Source organism: Shewanella sp. POL2 (assembly GCF_000282755.1).
GTDB lineage: Bacteria > Pseudomonadota > Gammaproteobacteria > Enterobacterales > Shewanellaceae > Shewanella > Shewanella xiamenensis.
The window spans coordinates 1-21,358 of the sequence record NZ_AKZL01000077.1; the positions used below are offsets into that span (position 1 = coordinate 1).

11 protein-coding genes and 3 pseudogenes are annotated in these 21,358 nt (G+C 47.7%); 10 read left to right on the plus strand and 4 right to left on the minus strand.

What is annotated here, in order from left to right:
• The 9 genes and pseudogenes from SHEWPOL2_RS17235 to SHEWPOL2_RS17275 all read left to right on the plus strand — a co-directional run.
• Positions 1 to 300, plus strand: a pseudogene (locus SHEWPOL2_RS17235) (transposase); the annotation flags it as partial.
• Between the two features lie 356 nt (positions 301 to 656).
• Complete coding sequence (locus tag SHEWPOL2_RS17240; RefSeq protein ID WP_037430102.1) at positions 657 to 1,841, plus strand: glycosyltransferase; 1,185 nt, start codon at positions 657 to 659, stop codon at positions 1,839 to 1,841.
• Between the two features lie 573 nt (positions 1,842 to 2,414).
• Complete coding sequence (locus tag SHEWPOL2_RS17245) at positions 2,415 to 3,326, plus strand: AAA family ATPase (protein WP_037418048.1); 912 nt, start codon at positions 2,415 to 2,417, stop codon at positions 3,324 to 3,326.
• Between the two features lie 50 nt (positions 3,327 to 3,376).
• Positions 3,377 to 4,465 (plus strand): DUF58 domain-containing protein, encoded by a 1,089-nt coding sequence (locus SHEWPOL2_RS17250; RefSeq protein WP_037430103.1) that lies wholly within the window; start codon positions 3,377 to 3,379, stop codon positions 4,463 to 4,465.
• A gap of 23 nt (positions 4,466 to 4,488) precedes the next feature.
• Positions 4,489 to 6,624, plus strand: a complete 2,136-nt coding sequence (locus tag SHEWPOL2_RS17255) for a DUF3488 and transglutaminase-like domain-containing protein (protein ID WP_050991398.1) — start codon at positions 4,489 to 4,491, stop codon at positions 6,622 to 6,624.
• Between the two features lie 109 nt (positions 6,625 to 6,733).
• Positions 6,734 to 10,516 (plus strand): exodeoxyribonuclease V subunit gamma, encoded by a 3,783-nt coding sequence (gene recC, locus SHEWPOL2_RS17260; protein WP_037430104.1) that lies wholly within the window; start codon positions 6,734 to 6,736, stop codon positions 10,514 to 10,516.
• Positions 10,516 to 14,317: pseudogene (gene recB / locus SHEWPOL2_RS17265) on the plus strand (exodeoxyribonuclease V subunit beta). The gene recC and the pseudogene recB overlap by 1 nt, the downstream one beginning before the upstream one ends.
• Positions 14,318 to 14,361: 44 nt before the next feature.
• Positions 14,362 to 16,494 carry an exodeoxyribonuclease V subunit alpha gene (gene recD / locus SHEWPOL2_RS17270; RefSeq protein ID WP_181382096.1) on the plus strand — a complete coding sequence of 711 codons (2,133 nt, stop codon included), beginning with the start codon at positions 14,362 to 14,364 and terminating at the stop codon, positions 16,492 to 16,494.
• Positions 16,495 to 16,549: 55 nt separating this feature from the next.
• Positions 16,550 to 16,942: a hypothetical protein gene (locus tag SHEWPOL2_RS17275; protein ID WP_037430106.1), complete on the plus strand. Its 393-nt coding sequence runs from the start codon at positions 16,550 to 16,552 to the stop codon at positions 16,940 to 16,942.
• Here SHEWPOL2_RS17275 and SHEWPOL2_RS17280 read toward each other — a convergent pair.
• Both SHEWPOL2_RS17280 and SHEWPOL2_RS17285 read right to left on the minus strand, forming a co-directional pair.
• Positions 16,939 to 17,874 carry an ATP-binding protein gene (locus tag SHEWPOL2_RS17280; RefSeq protein WP_037430108.1) on the minus strand — a complete coding sequence of 312 codons (936 nt, stop codon included), beginning with the start codon at positions 17,872 to 17,874 and terminating at the stop codon, positions 16,939 to 16,941. The genes SHEWPOL2_RS17275 and SHEWPOL2_RS17280 overlap by 4 nt on opposite strands.
• Complete coding sequence (locus SHEWPOL2_RS17285; RefSeq protein WP_239642784.1) at positions 17,867 to 18,391, minus strand: heme NO-binding domain-containing protein; 525 nt, start codon at positions 18,389 to 18,391, stop codon at positions 17,867 to 17,869. The genes SHEWPOL2_RS17280 and SHEWPOL2_RS17285 overlap by 8 nt, the downstream gene beginning before the upstream one ends.
• Positions 18,392 to 18,941: 550 nt before the next feature.
• On the opposite strand from SHEWPOL2_RS17285, the gene SHEWPOL2_RS17290 reads away from it, so the two are divergent.
• Positions 18,942 to 19,580, plus strand: coding sequence for a 3'-5' exonuclease (locus SHEWPOL2_RS17290; RefSeq protein WP_037430110.1), 639 nt, complete (start codon positions 18,942 to 18,944; stop codon positions 19,578 to 19,580).
• A 108-nt stretch (positions 19,581 to 19,688) separates the two neighbouring features.
• Here the strand turns inward: SHEWPOL2_RS17290 and SHEWPOL2_RS17295 are convergent, their stop codons facing one another.
• Together SHEWPOL2_RS17295 and SHEWPOL2_RS17300 are read right to left on the minus strand one after the other, a co-directional pair.
• Entirely contained in the window at positions 19,689 to 20,729 is a 1,041-nt protein-coding gene (locus tag SHEWPOL2_RS17295; RefSeq protein ID WP_037418242.1) for a LacI family DNA-binding transcriptional regulator, read from the minus strand.
• 310 nt (positions 20,730 to 21,039) lie between these two features.
• Positions 21,040 to 21,358: pseudogene (locus SHEWPOL2_RS17300) on the minus strand (DUF3334 family protein); the annotation flags it as partial.

Genomic DNA, 21,358 nt, shown 5'->3' on the forward strand with positions numbered 1-21,358 from the left:
AATGAGTGCGACAACCAACCCAATGGCATTGCATTTTCCTTAACGGATTACCTTCAATTGGTGGATGATACCGGCCGAATCATTCGCAATGATAAACGTGGATGCATCAGTGAAAATAGCGGTAAGTTACTGAACAGATTAAATATTCCCCATGACAATTGGCTCAAGCTGACAACCGAATTTGGCAAGCTATTTCATGGTCCAGTGGGCACCTTGCAAGAACTGACCGATTACTGCGAACATCTCGAAAAGCGAGGACGGCACTTTGCGGCAAGCTGCCAGCACTTTCATTGCAACTGATCTATATCACTTCGAAAATAATTATCGCCTAGTACCTTTCATGCACTATGGGCTCACTTGCCACTTCTGAAATACACCATTTTTGAATAAATTAGTTCAACTTATTGCCTCAGGTTCAGTTCTCGCGACGTTTGATAGCTCTCGCTCAAACCATTTGAGCCCGAGCAGGTTGTAGGCAAACAGAAAGTGCATTATGTTGTTGATTTAAAATGGCAGCTTGTTTGAAAGTTGATGAATGCGGTTTAAAAATAGCTAAATTAATCGTATAGTGACTTCGCAATAACCGAATGATTTAGCTTGAATAACGCTGTAAATTTCGCTTCGGTGAACAACGATTAATATCAGGAGACCACATCATGGATGACACACCAAGCAATACTAATGCTGCCAGAATCATAGTATTTGAGCATCCTGTGGTGGCACAGGATTGTGTCGATGCGTTGGTCAATCTTGGCTTTTTAGTCAGTTATATGCCAATAAAAGAAAACGTCATGAGGATCATGACGGATAGGCCCGATTATGTTTTTACCATCAACTTTAACCAGTATGTTTCTGAAGCGTGTGAACTGCTCAAAATTCCTTATCTCGCTTGGGTAATCGATACGCCCTGTTACTCCGTTTACGATAAAGCGATTAATAATTCCTGCAGTTTCACTTTTATGTACGATGTTGCCGTTGCTCAACGACTGAGAGACCAAGGTGTGAAGCAGGTATATCACCTGCCAGTCGCCGCTAACTTAGCGCGGATAAACCAAGTTTTGCAACATGAAGACGATACGTCTCTGGCCAATGATATTGTCCTAGTAGGCAATCTAACCAAAACTGAATATCACTCATTCATTATGCCCAAGTTAACCACAGCGACATTAGCTAGCTGTAACAGCTTGATTGAAAGCTTAAATACTCCCAGTGACACTTTCGAGCTAGCCGAACAGATTAGTGAAGACTTGATAGCCTCCATTAGACAGGAATCGGGCTACCATTTAGTTGGTGATCACCATCTCACGACCGCAGAAAAGTTGGCCTACTTATTGGGACGAGAGCATTCGTGGCGAGAACGAATTGAATTAATTCATACCCTAGAACAGCGCTTACCAATTCGAGTTTATGGTAACAACGAATGGCAAGCATTTGCGAAGGGATATGCGGGTTACGCTGACCACTACAGCCTGATGCCAAAAATATTCAAACATGCCAAAATCAATATCAATTTAGCTCGCTCTTTTGTGGAATACGGCTTGCCACTGCGAGTGTTTGATGTCATAAGTTGTGGTGGTTTTCTGCTCACCAATGAAAAGCAAGATCTGCATCAACTGTTCTCAAATGGTAAGGACTTAGTGATTTTTCGAGATACGCAAGATTTGATGGAAATATGTGAGTATTACCTTGAACACGATGCCGAAAGACAAGCTGTTGCAGCACACGGTTTGGCTACGCTGATGGAAAATCACACTTATCACCATCGAATGATCGATATGTTTACCACAGTGCAGAATCATTTGCGTGGACTGCCAACGACGTTAAGCCGTTGGTATATTTAGTTGGTGGGTTTAGTTAGGGCAAACTGCGGTTGCGAAAGTCCAGGAATACATACAGGAAGTACTAATACCGAGTTGGATATGGATAATGGAATGCCATCGAGGCATTCGTGAACCCATTTACATCAGACGGGTGGCCCGGCATCCACGGATGGACTTTCACAACATCCGTGTTTAACGGCCAGTTCGCCATCTGATAGGCAGGACGCCTGAATGTCGTGCTATGCAGGGACGCATGAGAACGACCATAGCTCTCGTTCATAAGCTTAGAAACCTAAGGTTTCTATTCACCGCGTCGGCGAGCAAATACCGCGGCTCGCCTGTAAATTCGAGCTAAAAGAACTTAACGCTAAACAACCATTCTTCCACTAACAAATTCTATTGAGCTCATTTGTAACGCTTTTCAGCCTCAAATCATACAGTGTGCAGATAATCGAATGCTTCGGCTCACCTCTTTGTGGACAATAGGAATCTCACTAAGCCGTTTGATTTTACAGTAAAAGCGACTGGCTAAGCGCAACATATTCCGCCATAGTGGTAGAGCGAATGACCTCATCCATGCACAAGGAGTCTCCAGTGGCACATTCTGGTTTAAGCCAACTATTACAACAACTTGAACAGGTTTTATTGGGCAAGCCACGGCAAATTCGCTTAGCCCTCGCCTGTATTCTCGCCCGTGGGCACCTATTAATTGAAGATTTACCCGGTATGGGCAAAACCAGCTTGTCCCATGCCCTCGCCCAGAGCCTCGGCCTTAGTTATCAACGCATTCAATTTACCAGTGATATGCTGCCCGCCGATATTCTCGGGGTATCGATTTTTGATAAACACCAAGCGCAATTTGTGTTTCATCCAGGTCCGATTTTTAAGCAGATGGTGCTGGCCGATGAGATTAACCGCGCCAGTCCTAAGACGCAAAGCGCCTTGCTCGAGGCCATGGCCGAGCAGCAAATTTCTGTCGATGGTATTACCCACAGATTGCCCAATCCATTTTTTGTGATTGCTACGCAAAACCCGACTGAGCAATCAGGCACCTTCCCACTGCCCGAATCCCAGCTCGACCGCTTTATGATGCGGATTTCCATTGGTTATCCCAGCCACGATGCCGAGCTTGCGATGCTCAAAACTGTGCAAACGCCGCAAACTCTGGATAATCTGCCGCAATGTTTAACCCCTTTGGCGTTAACCCAATTGCAGGAGCAATGCGATAAGGTCAGTGCATCCGATGCGCTGCTTAATTATATTTTGGCCTTAATCCATGATTCTCGCAGCCAAACGGACGCCATTGGCCTGTCGCCACGGGCAACCAAAGCCCTGTTACAAGCAGCCAAGGCTTGGGCATTTTTAGAAGGTAGACACTATTTAGTGCCCGAAGATGTGCAGGCGGTGTTTTGCAGCGTGGCCGAACATCGACTGCGCACCAGCAGTCAATTACAGGGAGAAGCGCTCTCGGAGCGGATCCTCGCAGGTGTGAATCCGATCATGTAACGGCTCAATCAGCCATTAAATGTGAATATTGATAAGAAGATGAGGACAGTGTGAAACGCGTGTTTTCTGCTTTTTGGCAGCGCTGGTTGGCAAGGCGCATGCCGCCCAGTTCTGAGTTCACCTTAAGCCATCGCAGTATCTTTATTCTGCCCAGTGGCTTTGGGTTTGTTTGGTTGGGGCTGATATTGCTACTGTACTTGTTTGGTACTAACTATCAGAACAATCTCGTGATTGGCCTGAGTATTTTGCTGCTCAGCTTATTCAATACCTGCATTCTCTATAGTTACAAAAACTTAGCAGGGCTACGACTACGGGCACTCACGCCGCCGGAGGTGTATGCGGGCGAGACGATCACTTTTCCTATTTTGCTTAACTCAAACCACAGCAGCCATCATATCAGCCTAAATTATCCGAATAATTTAGGTTATTTAGTCAAACACGTTGGCACGCAGGACGAGCAAGCGCTAGTGTCGTTTGCAAATCAACAGCGTGGAATAGTCTCCGCTGGACGGCTGAAGATTGAATCCACCTACCCTTTAGGACTCTGCCGTGCATGGTCGCATATCGACCTTGATAACGCCCATATTGTCTATGCCCAGCCGCTTGAAAGCCCCTTACAACTTGAAGCCGCAACGGAATCCGGACAGGACGAACCGCTTGAGCGAGCAGGCAAATATATTGCTGGCATTGATGAATATAAAGGCCTTAAACCCCATGTGCTCGGTGAGTCATTAAAGCAAGTGGCATGGAAACAATGGGCCCAAGGGCGTGGCATGTTAACCAAGGAGTTTGAACAGCCTCAAGGTGATCCGGTCTGGTTAAAATTAGCCCCTGATCCTACGCACCTCGAACAGCAACTCAGCCAATTAAGCTGGCAGGTGAACCGCTTAAGTCAGCTTGAGCAATATTTTGGCCTTTGGCTGCAACAGCCTAATGGGGAAGATATTATTCTGGCGCCCGCCCTCGGTAACTCGCACCGAATCGCCTGCCAACGGGCACTGGCGCTTTATGGAACACATACACAAACGCAAGATACAAGCGACAAATTATCTGTTAATCATGGATTTAGTCATAAGCCACATATTCCTCCCCACAGGCATAGCACTCAAACAGCATCACATGTTGAGGATCGCCTATGAGCCTCAAATCAATGACTAGTGCAATGGCCACTGAAAGTGCAGCTCAGCTAAATGCCTATCGCGCTAATGGACCTCAAACTGGGGATAATATCAGTCGTCAAACCCTGTTTTGGCTATTGCTCACCAATTTAGCAGTGCTCAGCCCGTTATTTGATAAAACCACCCCTTGGACCCTTGGGATCTGCGCCATTTGCTTGCTGTGGCGCATTGGTATCTATGTCGGCAAAGTCGCTAAACCTCCCCGTTATCTTGTCACAAGCCTTGCTATCGGCGCGGCAATCACGCTGGCACTGGTCTCGGGCACAATTGGGCTATTAAACGCTTTAGTCAACCTGCTCATTTTAGGTTATGCATTAAAATACATTGAGATGCGAAGTGTTAGGGATGTAAGAGCCGTCGTGATTGTCGGCTATTTTTTAATTGCCCTCACCTTTATTGACCACCAATCCATGCTCAATACCGTGCACCTTATTGGCGTCACGATTATCAATACCTGCGTACTGGTCACCCTCTACCAAAGCCAACATCGCTGGCAACACACGGCATGGATTGGGGCTAAGTTATTGCTGCAAAGTATGCCCTTAGCGTTATTACTTTTTTTGGTGCTGCCCCGTTTTGCACCGCTTTGGCTTGTGCCCAATGTGAAGGAAGCCCAAACCGGGCTCTCGGACTCCCTTGCCGTGGGCGATATCAGTAAACTCACTCGCTCATCGGCCTTGGCATTTAGGGTGAGTTTTACCGATGCCAGCCCCACGCAAGCCGAACTCTACTGGCGCGCCCTAGTGCTGGAAGATTATGACGGCTTAACATGGCGCCAAGATGCGGGTATCAAACAAATTCAAAAGGATGCGTTTTTCTTTCCGCCCTCAAGGCCAGATCCTGCGCGGCAGTTGCCCTCGTTAACGCCAAAAACACAAAACAGTACCAGCAATAGCCAACCAAGGGTTTACCGTTACCAAGTGATTGCCGAACCCAGTCATCAACCTTGGCTATTTGGCCTTGATGTGGCCTACAGCCAAGATGATAAGCTGGTGAATTTGCCCGACTATCGGCTCTATGCGCTGCGTAATGTCGATCAACGAATGGGCTACAATGCCAGTTCGTGGCCACAGGCGAAAATGGATCTCACCTTAAGTGCCAAACAGCGACAAATAAACCTCAATCTGCCAGCGGACAGCAATCCCCGAGCGCGCCAACTCGCCGCTGAATTTAAGACTAAATATCCAGAACCCCATAAGCGACTTTGGGCTATGATGGGCTATTTTAATCAACAGCCGTTCTTCTATACCCTCACGCCCCCACCGATTGGCCGCCAGCAAGTCGATGACTTTCTGTTTGAAAACAAAGCTGGCTTTTGCGCCCATTATGCCTCTGCCTTTATTTTTATGGCGCGCGCCAGCGGCATACCAGCACGGATGGTGACAGGCTATCAAGGAGGCGAATACAACCCACAGGCCAATTACCTCAGCGTGTATCAATACATGGCCCACGCCTGGGCCGAGGTGTGGCTCGAGAATGAAGGCTGGGTGCGTTTTGATCCGACCGCCATGGTGGCACCTAATCGGATTGAACAAGGCTTTGATGCCGAGTTTTCCCCTGAGCAAAGTTACCTGCAAGAAAGCCCTTTTAGCAGTTTACGATTTAAATCTATGCCTTGGCTCAACGAGTTGAGGCAACGCTTTGCTAGCGTTGATTATTACTGGAGTTTGTGGGTGCTCGGTTTTAATCAAGAACGGCAGAACAAAGTGCTAAGCGGTATTTTAGGAGAAGTCACTAAGGCCAAAGTCGCAATGTTTATGAGTGTGTGTATTGGGCTTATTGGCCTCTATATCGCCTACAGCGTAGGGCTATTTCGCTTTAAAAGAGAACAAGATCCCATCAGCGCTAAGTACCAACGCATTTGCCAGCGACTCAGTAAATTTGGCATCGCCCGCCCAGCCCACTTAGGCCCGAACGCCTTTGCAGCGCAGCTTATTGACACGCACCAGCAGCAATCCCCTCTGTTTTGTCGTGAGTTTGACATGTTCACCCAAAGCTACGTCGCATTGAAATACCAAAACTTGGCGGATAACGACTATCAAGTGGCGCTAAAGCGCTTTAATGCCGCGGCCAAAGCCCTCAACTGGCTGCTATTTGGCCCAAGTAAACAGTTAAAATAGATAGGATAGACCGCGGACAGACAAGATTGTTGAATCTTATAAATCAAACACATAGAATTGCCAAGCCCGTTTGCTATGCATAACAGCAATCCCAAATCGTGAGTCGAATATGCTGAAGTTAATCCAATCCAACCAAATGGAAGTGCTCTGTGCCCATCTCGCTGCATATTTGCGCCAACCACTACCCGGCACGGCGTTATTGCAAAGCGAGCATATTTTGGTGCAAAGCCCTGGGATGTCGACTTGGTTACGCCTTGAAATTGCAAAACAAAATGGCATTGCCGCCGCGCTTGAGTTCCCTTTGCCCTCCAGTTTTATTTGGCAACTGTGCCACGATTTACTCCCCAATGTCCCCAAGGAAAACGCCTTTACTAAAGCGGCAATGACCTGGAAATTAATGCAGCTACTGCCTCGCCTACTTGAGGAGGAATCCTTTGGGCCACTGCGGCATTATTTAGGTCATATGGAGTCAAGCAGCCCCGACTCGAGCACAACAAATAATCAACTTGAAGCGTCAAACTCAATCGCCGCCGATAATATTAAGCTTTATCAGCTCTGCGGCCGTATCGCCGATATCTTCGACCAATATTTAGTTTACCGCCCCGACTGGATTGCCGCATGGGAAGCCAATGAACCACTCGATGCACTCAAATTAAATGAGGAACAACGCTGGCAACCTATTCTTTGGCGGGCGCTGATTGCCTTCAACCGTGACGAACTGCGTCAAAGCCATTACCACAGGGCCAATTTACATCAGGATTTAATTGCCGCGCTGGCTGATAGCACCCATTCCATTGCCAAATTGCCTGAGCGTTTATTTGTGTTTGGCATTTCGTCTATGGCTCCACAAACCATTGACGTGCTCCACCAGCTCGCGGGCCGAATTGATGTCATCATCCTTAACCTCAGCCCCTGCCAGCATTATTGGGGCGATATTATCGATCCTCGGCATCGAGCGCGAATGGCACTGCAATATGCTGGCAAACGCCAATTGGCCGAGCAATGGGAAGATAAACTCGAGGTCGGCAATCCGCTGCTTGCCAACAATGGCAAAATGGGCCGCGAATTACTCGATATGCTGCTCGAACTACCGCCCGAACACTGCGATTTTGGCGACGATGTGTACTGCGAGCCCTGCGGCGATCCTAACGATCCGGATAGCAACGCCAGCATGCTGGCGGGCGTGCAATACGATATCTTAGAAATGCAAACCCTCGACCGCGTACTCGGGCCTGATGCCGAGCTATATCAAGACGTTGCCAATCGAAGAGTGTTAAAAAACAGCGACCATTCGATTCAAATCAAGAGCTGCCACAGCCCACTGCGCGAAGTCGAAACCTTACACGATCATTTACTCGACCTGCTGGATCGCGACAACCAACTCACGCCCAAAGATATTGTGGTAATGATGCCAGATGTCGCCGCCTACGCGCCCTATATCGATGCGGTGTTTGCCGCCAAACAGGGGCTCGAATATATCCCCTACGCCATTGCCGACCGCGGTGCGGCGCAGGAATCGCCACTCATTAACAGCTTTTTGAATTTACTCAATATTAATCAGAGTCGCTTCGGACTGACCGATATTTTAAGCATCCTAGAAGTGCCAGCGATTTTACGGCGTTTTCAACTCGAAGAAGACGAGCTACCACTGATCCGCCGTTGGTTAGATGAAGCCAGTGTGCGTTGGGGGCGCGATGAGCAAAGCCGTGTTAAACAGGGCGTGCCTGCCTTTGAGCAAAACTCCTGGGCCTTTGGCATCAAACGGTTAATCTTGGGCTATGCCTTAAGGGACGATGCCCCCTTGTATCAAGCAAGCCCACAGGCGCCGAGCTATTTAGTGGTATCAGGGGTGGAAGGCCAATCGGCGCAGGCCCTTGGCAAACTGTTGAACTTTATTGAAGTCCTCGATGAAACCACACTGCAATTAGCCCAGCCTCAAGTGCCTTGCCAGCGTTTATTGGAACTGACTGAACTGTTAAATGCTTTTTACGCCCCCGATGAGGATGAGCGTGAGCAGTTACAGGAAATCCGCGACGCCATTGCCACCTTAGAGCAAGAGTTACTGGCCGCCAGCCCTGCTGACAGCTATACAACGGCATACGACGTTAACCCCAATTTTTTAGACCAAAGCGGCTTACACTCAAACGCCTTGAACTTAAGCATCGAAGTACTCGCACAATGGTTTAATCAGCGCTTAACCGAGTCACGGGTTGGCCAGCGTTATCTGGCGGGCAGTGTAAATTTTTGTACCTTAATGCCGATGCGCTCGATTCCGTTTAAGGTGGTGTGCCTACTCGGCATGAATGATGGCATATATCCGCGCATGCAACATCCTGTGGGCTTTGATTTGATGGCACATTTTGGTGCACGCAAAGGCGATCGCTCCCGCAGATTAGACGATAGGTACTTGTTTTTAGAAGCACTACTCTCGGCACGGGAACAGCTTTACATCAGCTATATTGGCCGCAGTGAGCGGGATAACTCGGAGCGCATTCCCTCTATGTTAGTCTCCGAACTGATTGAATATTGCCAGCTGTGTTATGTGCCAGAATCGCTTACAGCAGAAGTTCCAGCCGTGGGTAATGAAGCCGCCCAACAGGCATTGCTTGAGACCATCATAAGCCACCAGCCACTGCAACCTTTTGATCCTAAACTGTATCAGTCAACAGAGGCGCACGCGCAGGCGATAAAACAAAGTTACAGCCAGCAATGGTGCCCACCGGATATCAGCACACAGTCACTCCAGCGTCGTTTTATTGATGCCAACACGCTGATCGTGCTCGAAGATGACACGATTGGGGATAGTGATATTCAACAAGATATTGAGCCACTAAGTGAAGAAGACCATGTTGATATCTCCGCTTTTATCCGATTCTTTCGTAATCCCGCGCAATATTTCTTTAACCGCACATTAAAGGTTGATTTAAACCTGAATATTCAAGCGGATGATAATGATGAGCCCTTTAGCCTCAATGCGCTTGAGCGTTATCTGTTACAGGCAAGGTTGCTCGATGATGCGCTCGAACAAGACGCTCTTGAACAAGGACAGGCGCAGCCCAGTAGCGAACTATTACAACGCTTAAAAGCCAGTGGTAATTTACCCATGCAGCCCTTTGATGATCTGCTGCTACGCCAATATAGCCATGATATCGCGCCGCTTGTCGGCAGAACCTTATTTATGCGTGGCGATGTCCCCCCGCACCATGCGGATATTCGGCTCGCCTTTGAGTTACCTCTATCTCACGGCGCTGCAACGACTAAGGTGTCGGTAAAGCGCGTGCTCCTCGAAGGTCGCATTGATGATATCAGTCCAAAAGGCTTGGTCAGTTGTCGCCCTGGCAGTGCCCATGGGCGGGATATTTTAGCGCTGTATCTGCGCCATTTATGTTTAATGGCCGCAGGACTAACTCAGCCTAGCGATCATCTACAACCTAGCTATCTCCTCGATATGGGGCATTTTCACGCCCTCTCGCCGATTGCGCCAAAGCAGGCCCATGATCAACTGGCTCACTTGTTACAGTATTTTTATCAGGGACAGTTGCATCCGCTGTGTTTTATGCCCAAAACCTCCCTTGCCTACGCCAGTGCAGAGATCAAAGAGGATGAAACCAGTCAACTTGATGGCCAGCACGATAGTCAACACAGTGTGCGGCTCGAGGCGGCGCAAAGCGAATGGCTGGACGAACAAGGTGAGCTTGGCGAAGGCACCGATCCCCATTACCAGCGGCTATTTCGGTTTCCGCAGGATTTTACCGAAGCAAATTTTGGCAAACTGGCCAACGAGATCTATCGACCCATGCTGAGCTTGTACCATAAAGACACCCTCGCCCAACTTGAGGAGTTTGTACTCAATGCAGAACCACAAGCCGCAATATCAGAGGGAGCGCAGTAATGAGTGAACTATCAAACAATATGATACTTCCTACTACATCACAGGCGCTGCCGTTAGATCCGCTCACCCTGCCATTTGGTGGTAGCCGATTGATAGAGGCCAGTGCGGGCACAGGTAAAACCTATACGATTTCGGGCTTGTATCTGCGACTACTGCTTGGGGATGGCTTAAGCGAACCACTGAGTTGCGAACAAATTCTGGTAGTAACCTTCACCAATGCCGCCACCGAGGAGCTGCGGGACAGAATTCGCCGCCGTATACAAGTGGCTTTTAAGTGTTTCTTAGGGCTCGAAATTAACGATCCCTTTGTACAGGCGTTGTACGATAAAACCCCAGAATCGGAGCGCGCCATCGCCCTAAGACGCTTCGACTTAGCGCTCAAATCCCTCGACGAAGCGGCGATTTTTACCATTCACGGTTTTTGCCAACGGATCTTAGCCGATCTCGCCTTCGAATCCTCTTTACTGTTCGAGTCAGATTTTACCTTAGACGACAGCGAGTTTTTGCACCATGCGGTACGGGACTTTTGGCGTGAAGCCTGCTATCCGCTGCCGGAATATTTAGCCCAGATTATTGCCAGCGAATTTGGCGATCCCGATGGCTTAGTCAAGCAGCTTCGAGCCTTGCTCGGTGCCAGTGAGGCAAAACCGCTTAAACCCGTGCAGCCCTTTACTCGTTTGGCTGAGTCCTTAAGCCAGAGTGTGCAGCGCTTTAAACTCGCCTGGCCGCGTGGCCGCGACGCGCTGTTAGAGTTACTTCATAGCCTGCCGCTTAATGGCCAGCGCTTTGGTAAAGCGAGCGACAATTACCCCAAATTGGCGGAAATGTTCGACCAATTGGACAACTTTATCGCCTTTGGTCACGGCTTACCGCCGCTAAAAGTGCTTGAGGCCTTGTCACTCTCAGAGCTTAAGCTCAATAAAGGCGGTGTACTCCCAAGTGCCAGTGAAGCACCACTGCTTGACCATATGGAGCAATTAGCCGCGCTGATTAACGCGATTAAACCCGCATTTCTCTATAGCGCCAAACAAGGGATCAGCGAGCGCTTTGCCAAGCAAAAACAGCAGAAAAATGTGCTGACACCCGATGACCTGCTCACAACCTTGGCAGCGGCGATGCAGGCCAATCCAGACACTTTACCTAAGGCTGTGGCGAGTCGCTTCCCCGTGGCCTTAATCGATGAGTTCCAAGATACGGATCCTCTGCAATTTGCGATTTTCTCGGGGATTTATCAAACCCGTTTGGGGATTGAAGCGCAAAATTCGACGGCTGTCGAACCCAAGGCTCGCACGGATAGCAAATTAAGCCTGCTGATGATTGGTGACCCTAAACAGGCAATTTATGCCTTTCGCGGCGCCGATATTTACACCTATATCGAGGCGCGCAGGCAAACCCAGGCGCACTATTTTCTCGACACTAACTATCGTTCCAGTCGTAATCTGGTGGCGGGAGTCAATCATCTATTTGCCCAGCATCCCAATCCTTTTATTAGCCAATCGATTCCCTTTGACAGGGTAAAAACACCCGCCAGTGCGGCGACAAAACAGTTAGTCGAAAGTACAGCCAATAGTGCCGCACTGCGGTTAAAACTGTTACGCGAGGGCGAAACGGGGCTGAATAAAGCCAGCGCCAGACAAACCTTGGCCGAAGATACCGCCGCCGAGATCACCCGTTTACTCACAGAGGCCGCCAATGGACAATGCCATACGCCAAAAGGGCCGTTAATTGCCAAAGATATTGCCATTTTAGTGCGGGATAGAAACGAAGCTGCGGTCATGAAAACGGCGCTCAGTAAACGCCAGATTGGCGCGGTCTTTTTTAAGCCGCGATAGCGTGTTTGATACCGTTGAAGCGCGTGAAATGGCGCTCATTCTGCGCGCATTGGCCAGTCCCAAGGATGAGCGCGCCCTGCGCAGCGCTCTCGCCACCGCGCTACTTGGCTATAGCGCCGAGCAAATTCATGCCTTTAACCAAGATGAAGAGCAGCGCCAAATGCTGCTCGAGCAGTTTTTTGCGCTACATCAGATCTGGCAAAAGCGCGGCATTATGCCGGCGCTGCTGAGCTTAGCCAACGCTACCCATATGGTGGCACGGCTACTGCAAACACCCAGCTTTACAGCCACTGCCGACCAAGATAGCGAAGAGCCCGATGAGGCGAGCAATGGCGAGAGGCGACTAACAGATTTTCGCCACTTAGCCGAGCTGTTGCAGCAAAAGGCCACTGAGATTGATGGCATCAGTGCCCTACTCAATTGGTATGAGCAACAACTAATTGATAATACAGGGGCAGATGAGCAGCAGCTTCGCCTTGAGAGTGAGCAAAATCTGGTGCAAATCGTGACTATCCATAAAAGTAAGGGGCTGGAATACCCAGTGTGTTTTATCCCCTTTGTTAGCCTTGCGCGGGATAATCGCCGCCGCCCGACACCCATGCTCTATCACAGAACCGATGCGGATGGGGCACAGGAGCTGGTATGGGATATTGAAGGCACAGACGAAGGCTGGGAGCAGGCAAAGCAAGAAACCTTAGCCGAAGATCTTCGCCTACTTTATGTGGCGCTCACCCGCCCCGTATATTTGTGTTATTTGTACATCGCTAACCATAGCCGGATGTTAAAAGCCGGGATCAAAAGCCAACTGCATGAAACCGCTATCGGTTACCTTTTAGGCATTACCGATGCCGACTGTGATTTTGCTCGTCTACACAATGCGGCACAGGCGCTACTTAATAGTGTCGAGTCGAATGCGCAAGCGATCAGCGTTGAGTGTGTTGCTGACAACATTGCTGATAGCAAGCTGCACACGGGTGAAATGCAATCCCACACCTTAAATGCCCGTAATGTCACCCGTCAGTATCGCACCCCATGGCGAGTAGGCAGTTATTCAGGCTTAGTCAAAAATGCACCCCACGCCAAAGCCAGTCCGGGCGCCGATGATGAAGTTAGCGCGGTATTTGGCGCAGAACCTGCCAATAGCCTAAGTGAATCCTCATGGCAAGATAGCGCTGATATGCCGCAGCTACCGCTACTCAATCGCTTTAGCTTTGAGCGCGGCGCCAATGCGGGGAGTTTTATGCACTTAGTGCTTGAGTTAATTGATTTTACTCAAGCCGAAATCGATTTACCGCGTGAGTTACCTAAGGCTATGTTGCAATATGGTATCGCCCCCGAGTGGCAAACCGTATTGAAAGACTGGTATATGGAAATATTGCAGGCACCGCTGGCATTGATGGCGCAGGATAATCAGCTCATCAATCCCGATCTCTGTTTAGCCGCGCTCGCGCCACAGCACACCTTAGTAGAGATGGAGTTTTACCTGCCTTTAAATCAATTAAGAGATGCAGAGCTTAATCAACTCCTCGGGCAATTTGGTTACGATACCGCGCTGCATTTTGATGAATTACAGGGCATGCTCAAGGGCTTTATCGACTTAACCTTTGAATATCAAGGTAAGTTTTATATCGCCGACTATAAATCAAACCATTTAGGCGACACGATTCAGGCTTACCATTATGGCACGCTTAAGCAGGCGATTAGCGATCATAGGTACGATTTGCAATACATTCTCTACTCCCTCGCCCTGCATCGTTATTTGGCGATGCGACTGCAAAACTATGACTACGATACCCATATCGGCGGCTGTTATTACTTGTTTTTACGGGGAATGTCGGTTCAGTATCCCGGCTTTGGGGTTTACTACGATAAGCCACCTAAGGCGCTCATTCTCGCCTTAGATGCGCTGTTTAACCGCAGCCAAGATGAAAGCCATATGAGTCAACATAATACGGAAGCGATGGCATGAACCACTGCACCGAAATGAATAGCACCGATATGAATAGCACCGATATGAATAACGCCACAGCCCTTGCAGCCAATTGGTACAATGCAGGTGCACTCAGACTTAAAGCACCACTGGCTGAGTTGCTCAAATATTGGGAAAAAGAGCGGCTTATCACTGCACTTGATCGCCATTTTGCCCTTGAGATGGCCCGTCTTCATCCCAATGACGCCCAAGAGCCACTGTTTATGCTGCTGTGCGCCCTGTTGAGTCAGCAACTGTCGGCCCAACATACTTGTCTAGTGCTCGAATATATAGTGCCAACCAATCCGATGGCGGAATCGATAAACCGCTGTCAAATCCGTTTAAGCCTTACTGAACTGATTGACGCACTGCAACACTTTGACACCATTGGAGCACCAAATAGCAATAAACCACTGATTTTTGAGGATGGTAGACTCTATCTTGAGCGTTATCATCATTTTGAAACCCAAGTCGCCAGCGCCTTAACAAGGTTATCAGCGACGGCGCTTTCGTTAACGCCCTCGCAGCCTTTAGCATCGGATAATCAGTCACTTTTACAACTACGCAGGCAACTGGATTGTTTATTTCCAAGCGCAGCCCACACCGTTGAAGCAAACATCGATTGGCAAAAGGTCGCCACCGCTACTGCGCTCGGTAGAAAGCTGGCGGTGATAACTGGTGGCCCCGGTACAGGTAAAACCACCACGGTGACTAAATTGCTGTTGTTACAACAATTAGGGTTACCAAAGCAGATAAGACTTGTCGCCCCGACAGGCAAAGCGGCCGCCCGTTTAAGTGAATCCATTAAGGCCTCTAAAGCGAGACTCGAGCAGGAACTTAAGCAGGCTCAAGCGACAAACGAACTGGCGCAAAACCACGAAACCCAAGCCCTGTTAGCCGCGCTTAAGCAAGTACCGGAAGAGGCATCAACCTTACATCGCCTGCTGGGTGTCATCCCCAACTCAGCGCATTTTCGCCATCATCAAGGCAACCCATTACGGCTCGATCTTTTGATTGTGGATGAAGCCTCCATGGTCGATTTACCTATGATGTACAAGCTGCTTAGCGCATTGCCGGAACACGCAGGCTTAATATTGCTAGGGGATCAGGACCAACTCGCTTCAGTTGAGGCAGGCGCCGTACTTGCCGATATTTGCGCCGGACTTAAGCAAGCCTCGACTCAACATACCGAATGGAAAATGCGTTATAGCCAAGCACAGGCCGAACAATTAACCGCGCTCACGGGCTTTAATTTAACCCCCTTTATCCACGCTGAGCCTAAAATTGGCGATAGCCTGTGTATGTTAACCCACAGCCATCGATTTAAAGGCGATGCGGGGATTGGCTTGCTGGCCAGCGCAGTCAACCGTGCCGATCTCGCGGGCATTTTAGCGGTATGGCAAAGAGGGCTGGCCGAATTAACCTGGCTAGAACACAGCGTAGATCACAGCCAAACTCAAGCAAAAATCAGTGAACCTAGCAGTAATACCGGACTTAAAGCACTACTTGCACAGGCCTGTGAGCAATACGGTGACTATTTGCGCCTATTACAACCAACGCACGCCACCACAATACACACGAGTGAGCCATTTTGCCCGCCAAGCGCCATGGAGGCGATTGCCAAATTTAATCAATATCGCATGTTGTGCGCCATGCGAACTGGCGATTATGGTGTCGAAGGGATTAATCTTGCGGTAACGAAGGCGTTAGCACAGGCCAAACTTATTCAGCCGCAGCAGGAATTTTACCTCGGGCGCCCGATTATCATCCAAAGCAACGACTATAACTTAGGTCTGTTTAACGGCGATATTGGTTTGATTTTGCAGGATGAAGAGAGAGCTGACCGACTGATGGCCCACTTTATCAAAGCCGATGGCGAACTGCTTAAAGTGCTACCCGCAAGGCTACCTAGCCACGAAACCTGTTACGCCATGACGGTACATAAAAGTCAGGGCAGTGAATTTAATCGAGTCGCCCTAGTGCTCCCGCCAAATCCTAGTCTCGTTCAGTGGCAATTGCTCACCAAAGAGCTGATTTACACTGCTATTACCCGTGCAAAACAACACTTTAGCTGTTTAGGTACACAGCAAGTCTTCGAGCGTGCTAGCTTGCAAGCTACCCAGCGCGCCTCAGGTTTAGCGGATAGACTCTGGCGCGATAAGTCGATAATCAATTAACATTTAACAAATTGATTAATAAATAAAAATAGCAAAAAAAAGGAGCGAGGAGTTGATGGAACAAACAATGATAAAACTGCAACAGATGCAAGATGTCATCAATTTATTTGATAGCATCAAGCCTGAGGCGCAGTTACCCGCGCAATACTATGAAAGCACACGCTATATTCGTTGGTCTGAATTTGAGGCAATGCAAGTGTATGAGCTTGATTTTGAGCCTTATTTATCAATTGCAGAACGCTGTAACATGCGTTTTTTTGCCCTGCATCAGAGCCAGCAACGTGTGTACCTTGCTCATTTGAATGATGCTGGCCATGCACCAAGATGGGAAGCCCGACCACTCTTATTATCTCAGTTGCGTGATACCGAGTTGATGACATCTCTTATGCAAGATCACGCCTATCAATTAGGGCTGAAGATCAATCTCGAAGCAAACTACCCTATTTAGATTTTAGCGCTAGACGACATTGAAACCGCTTGTGGATCGATTGGAAAATATATTTTTACCTCAGTTCCCTTGCCTAACTCAGATGCGACGTCAATCGTACAATCGTGCTGACGCAAAATTTGAAGCACAATAGACATTCCCACTCCGGTCCCAGTCCCAACGGGTTTAGTGGTATAAAAGGCATCAAACATTCTTGTGAGGGTATACTCATCCATACCGCAGCCGTTATCAACGACCCTTAAGCATATGTTTGTATCGGATTGGGAGAGGTAAAGCTCTATTGCAGCAGATCTATCATCGACCACACTACAGGCCTGATAAGCATTCACAATAATGTTCATTAATACCTGATTGAGTTCGCCAACATTAAATAAAACCATAGGCACATGCGAAATCTCATTTTTTATCAAAACATTATTAAGCATTGGTCGCAATAATTTAAGGGTAAACTCTAGGGCATCGGCTAATTGAATGTAAGACTTCCCCGTTGAATCTGTTCGAGCAAAAAAGAGTAAATGGTTAACAATATCTTTGATACGCATTAAACCTTGGCAAGTATCGCTTGCCAGCTCAGGCAAATCTTCCTTAATAAACTGTAGCTGAGCCTGATCAATCTGTTGTTTATTGCCCGGCTCAATACTCGCCAATAAGTCCTGAGCATAGCTGGTTAAACTCCTGACATTTGAAAGAATATATGCAAGTGGATTATTAATCTCATGGGCAACCCCAGCAGCCACTGTGCCAAGTGATGCTAATTTCTCCTGCTGAATAATTGATTGTTGTTGCTGCTTAATCAGATCGATTTGTTGCTGTAACAACAGATTTTTCTCATAGAGTTGGCGGGTACTGTCTTCGAGCAACTGCTCCACCTCTTGCCTTGCCCTTTTTTCCCGCAGATAGGCTGCGTAGTAAGGATTTTCGCTGTCAGTCATGTTGTAACTCGATGATTAACATACAATGATCGGCGCCAGTATGCATGCAAGTATCGTGGGTGATCTGGATCTTTTGTTTAAAATGCTCTGCGGCACCAAACAGCAATCCTTCAGCACAAAAACACAGTCGGCGGGGGGATGAGTACCTTAACGCAATTTGATTGTCTGATAAGTGCTGGCCAGTAATATTCGGCAATGAGGGTTCATGGTAGAGCTTATTGACTTCTAAATGGATCACATCGTGGATCCCCATCACTAACGAAGTAAAATCTTCAAAATGTTCAACAACACCAGCGTGGCGTGAGGCCAGTCCATTAAACAGAAACTGGCCAAATGCTTTGACTACGTCCTGTATCGGCATATTAAGCCGCTGAGCCACGTCCTGAACAATGCTAAATAACTCCGACTCAGCATAACTTTTGGCAGACACATACACGCGATCCTTAGGAGCATGTTTTTCCAACAAATCGTTCCACACTGACATACCGCACTGAGCCACGACCATATCTTCAAGCACATTAAAAATAATTACCTTTCATACACACCTCATGGGGTGACCAAGTCGAGCTAACAGGCGAGTGTTACATTTGTCCTATACATTACCTATAAAGTAATAGCAGCAATCTTAATGTTCACCAGTATTTTTATGCGAAGTTGCTAGGGCGTGTTGAATGTTTCTAAACCCAAGTCATCAAGTAATGACGTCATAGCCAAGCCGTTAATAACATCGTCGATAATAACCCTTAGCAGCAGGTCTATTCGTGAAGCGTTACCACTCACTGGTTAAATGTTGATTTAGATACACAGATGCGAACTTGCTTCTCTTTTCTTGAATAAAATCAACAGGAGTATAAGTCGACGTCCATCAATGCAGCATCCTGTTATACAAGGGTTATTGATGTGCTAAATGCGCTTATCGCACCCTTTATGCCAGTAAAAATTGCATCGCAATTTGACAATCTGATGGATAGCCACTTTTGTTTAGTCTAATATGCCACCAACTGTGAAATAGGCCATGCAACAAACGCATATTACAAACATTGCCATACCAATAAGTAGTCACTTTTATGCCTAAAACACCCGCCCACTCGCCCGCTAATACCCTTGTGGTCCTCGATTTTGAAACCTCGGGTCTTTCGCCCAGTCAAGGTGCTCGAGCTATTGAGGTTGGGGCGGTATTGATTGAACAGGGCCAAATCACTGCGCGTTTTTCAGAATTAATGAATCCAGGTTTTCGGATAAACACCTTTATTGAAGATTACACCGGGATCAGCAATCAAATGCTGTCACGTGCAGCGCCCTGCGCCGAGGTAATGTCACGATTTGCCAAGTTTATCGGCAAGCACCATTTGGTTGCCCATAATGCCGCATTCGATCAGCGGTTTCTTGATGCTGAATTTGCTCAAATTGGTCACCAATATTCCGGCCAGTTTGGCTGTTCTCTCCTGTTGGCAAGGCGCTTGTACCCAGAGGCCATTAATCATCAACTGGCAACATTAGTACGCTATAGACAACTGCCGACCGAGGGGACTTTTCACCGCGCGCTTGCTGATGCGGAAATGACGGGACACTTATGGCTACGAATGTTAGCGGATCTGAAACAGGACTTTGCAATAGCCGAACCACCCTTCAGTCTAATGCAAAAAGTGATGCGCAAGAGTAAAGCTGAGGTGCCTAAGTTTCTGCGTCAATATGCCAGAGGTTAATCCACTCAGCGTTGACCAGTTTTACACCATACACCAGCCAAACTTGTCATAAAAAGCCAAGTGCTAGCAAACACTTGGCTTAATCGCGTAAATCAATACAGAGACAGCTTAGCCTAGCAATGCGTGGTCAATCCCGCAGGAACTGCGAACGACTAAGGTGGTTGGGATCAATTGAGGGCCTACCGCCTGACCGCGAATAAGCTTGAGCAAACTCTCGACTAAAATCTCACCCGCTAACTGAGTATTTTGTTTGATGGTTGTCAGTGGTGGATTAGCAAAACTTGCCACAGGAATATCATCATAGCCCACCACAGCCACTTGCTCTGGCACTAATATCCCCTTCTCTTTTAAGGCGCGAATGGCACCAATAGCAATCAAATCACTAGCGGCAAAAATCGCATCAAACGTAAGCCTTTTTTCTATTAATGCCATCGCCGCATCATAACCAGCACTTTCGGTGCTAATGGCTGAAATTTGCCGCTCAGCCACCACTGGTAATCCTGCTGTTTGTAAGGCTTTGACATGACCTAAATATCTGTCCCTAAATTCTGGGCTATGACTAGAGGCGTCACCTAAGAAGGCAAAAGCGCTACGGCCAAGGGAAATCAAATGTTCAGTGGCTATCAGGCCACCTTGGTGATTATCACAACCAATGGATAATACGGATTTATTGTTATGCTCGGCGCCCCAAATCACAAAATGAGTATGCTGAGCGAGTAACTTTTCAAGCTTCTGCTCGTAATCCATATAATCGCCGTAGCCCAGCAAAATAATGCCATCAGCTTTATTACTGTCTTCGTAGTCGGCATGCCAATCACTAGAAAGTTGTTGAAATGAAACGAGTAAATCATACCCCTGTTGCGCAGTTGCCCGTGTTATTGAGCCTAACATCGACAGAAAAAATGGGTTGATAAGGGAATCATCATTAGTCGGGTCTTCACACAATAACAGCGCCAGAGTATGGCTATTTTGGGTACGCAAATTACTGGCGTTTTTATCAACCTTGTAGTTAAGTTCCTTTGCAATTGCTTGGATCCGCTGACGGGTCTCTAAGTTGACAAGCGGGCTATTTCTGAGGGCTCGGGAAACCGTAGACTGGGATACACCAGCACGATAAGCAATATCAATTGAGGTCGCTTTCGATGCCATAACGGAGGTCACCATAATTATTATTTTGGGGGATACTAAAACAGTTCTAATGACTTGTATAGCCGAAGGGTTTACAACTGTCTAACAAGTTAACCGAGTTAATCTGCTTTAACCTATTGAAAGCTAAACTAACTTAACCGCACACCTTAACGCTGGGTGTTTAACCACGATAATGCGGCTTATGATTGTGTGACTAAAAACACAGACTAGAGAAAATAAATGCTTCAAAAAAAACGCTAACGCTATTCACAGCTTTGCATTCACTAATAATTAGCTGAGTCGCATTTATTTTCTCTTAACCAGATAGAAGTTAAATCCCTAATTCATCGAGTAAATCATCGGCGTCCACATTGGTATGATGTTGACTTATCGCGGGCTTGTCCGCCATTCGGCTCCAAGGAGTGCTTTCAACATTTGAAGCTTGCGTCCCACTCACGCCGTGCTGTTCGAGTAAGCTATCAGGGTCAAACTCCTCATCATATTCAAACTCATCCAGTTTGATAAACTCGGTCTTATCCATCGCAAATTCAAGGTAGAAAATGTGATTATTTCGGTTTTAAAGGACACTCGCCTTGCTACGGCATCATCCAAGTTTGCATCAATAGAGATAGTCAACTCTTTGTTTATCG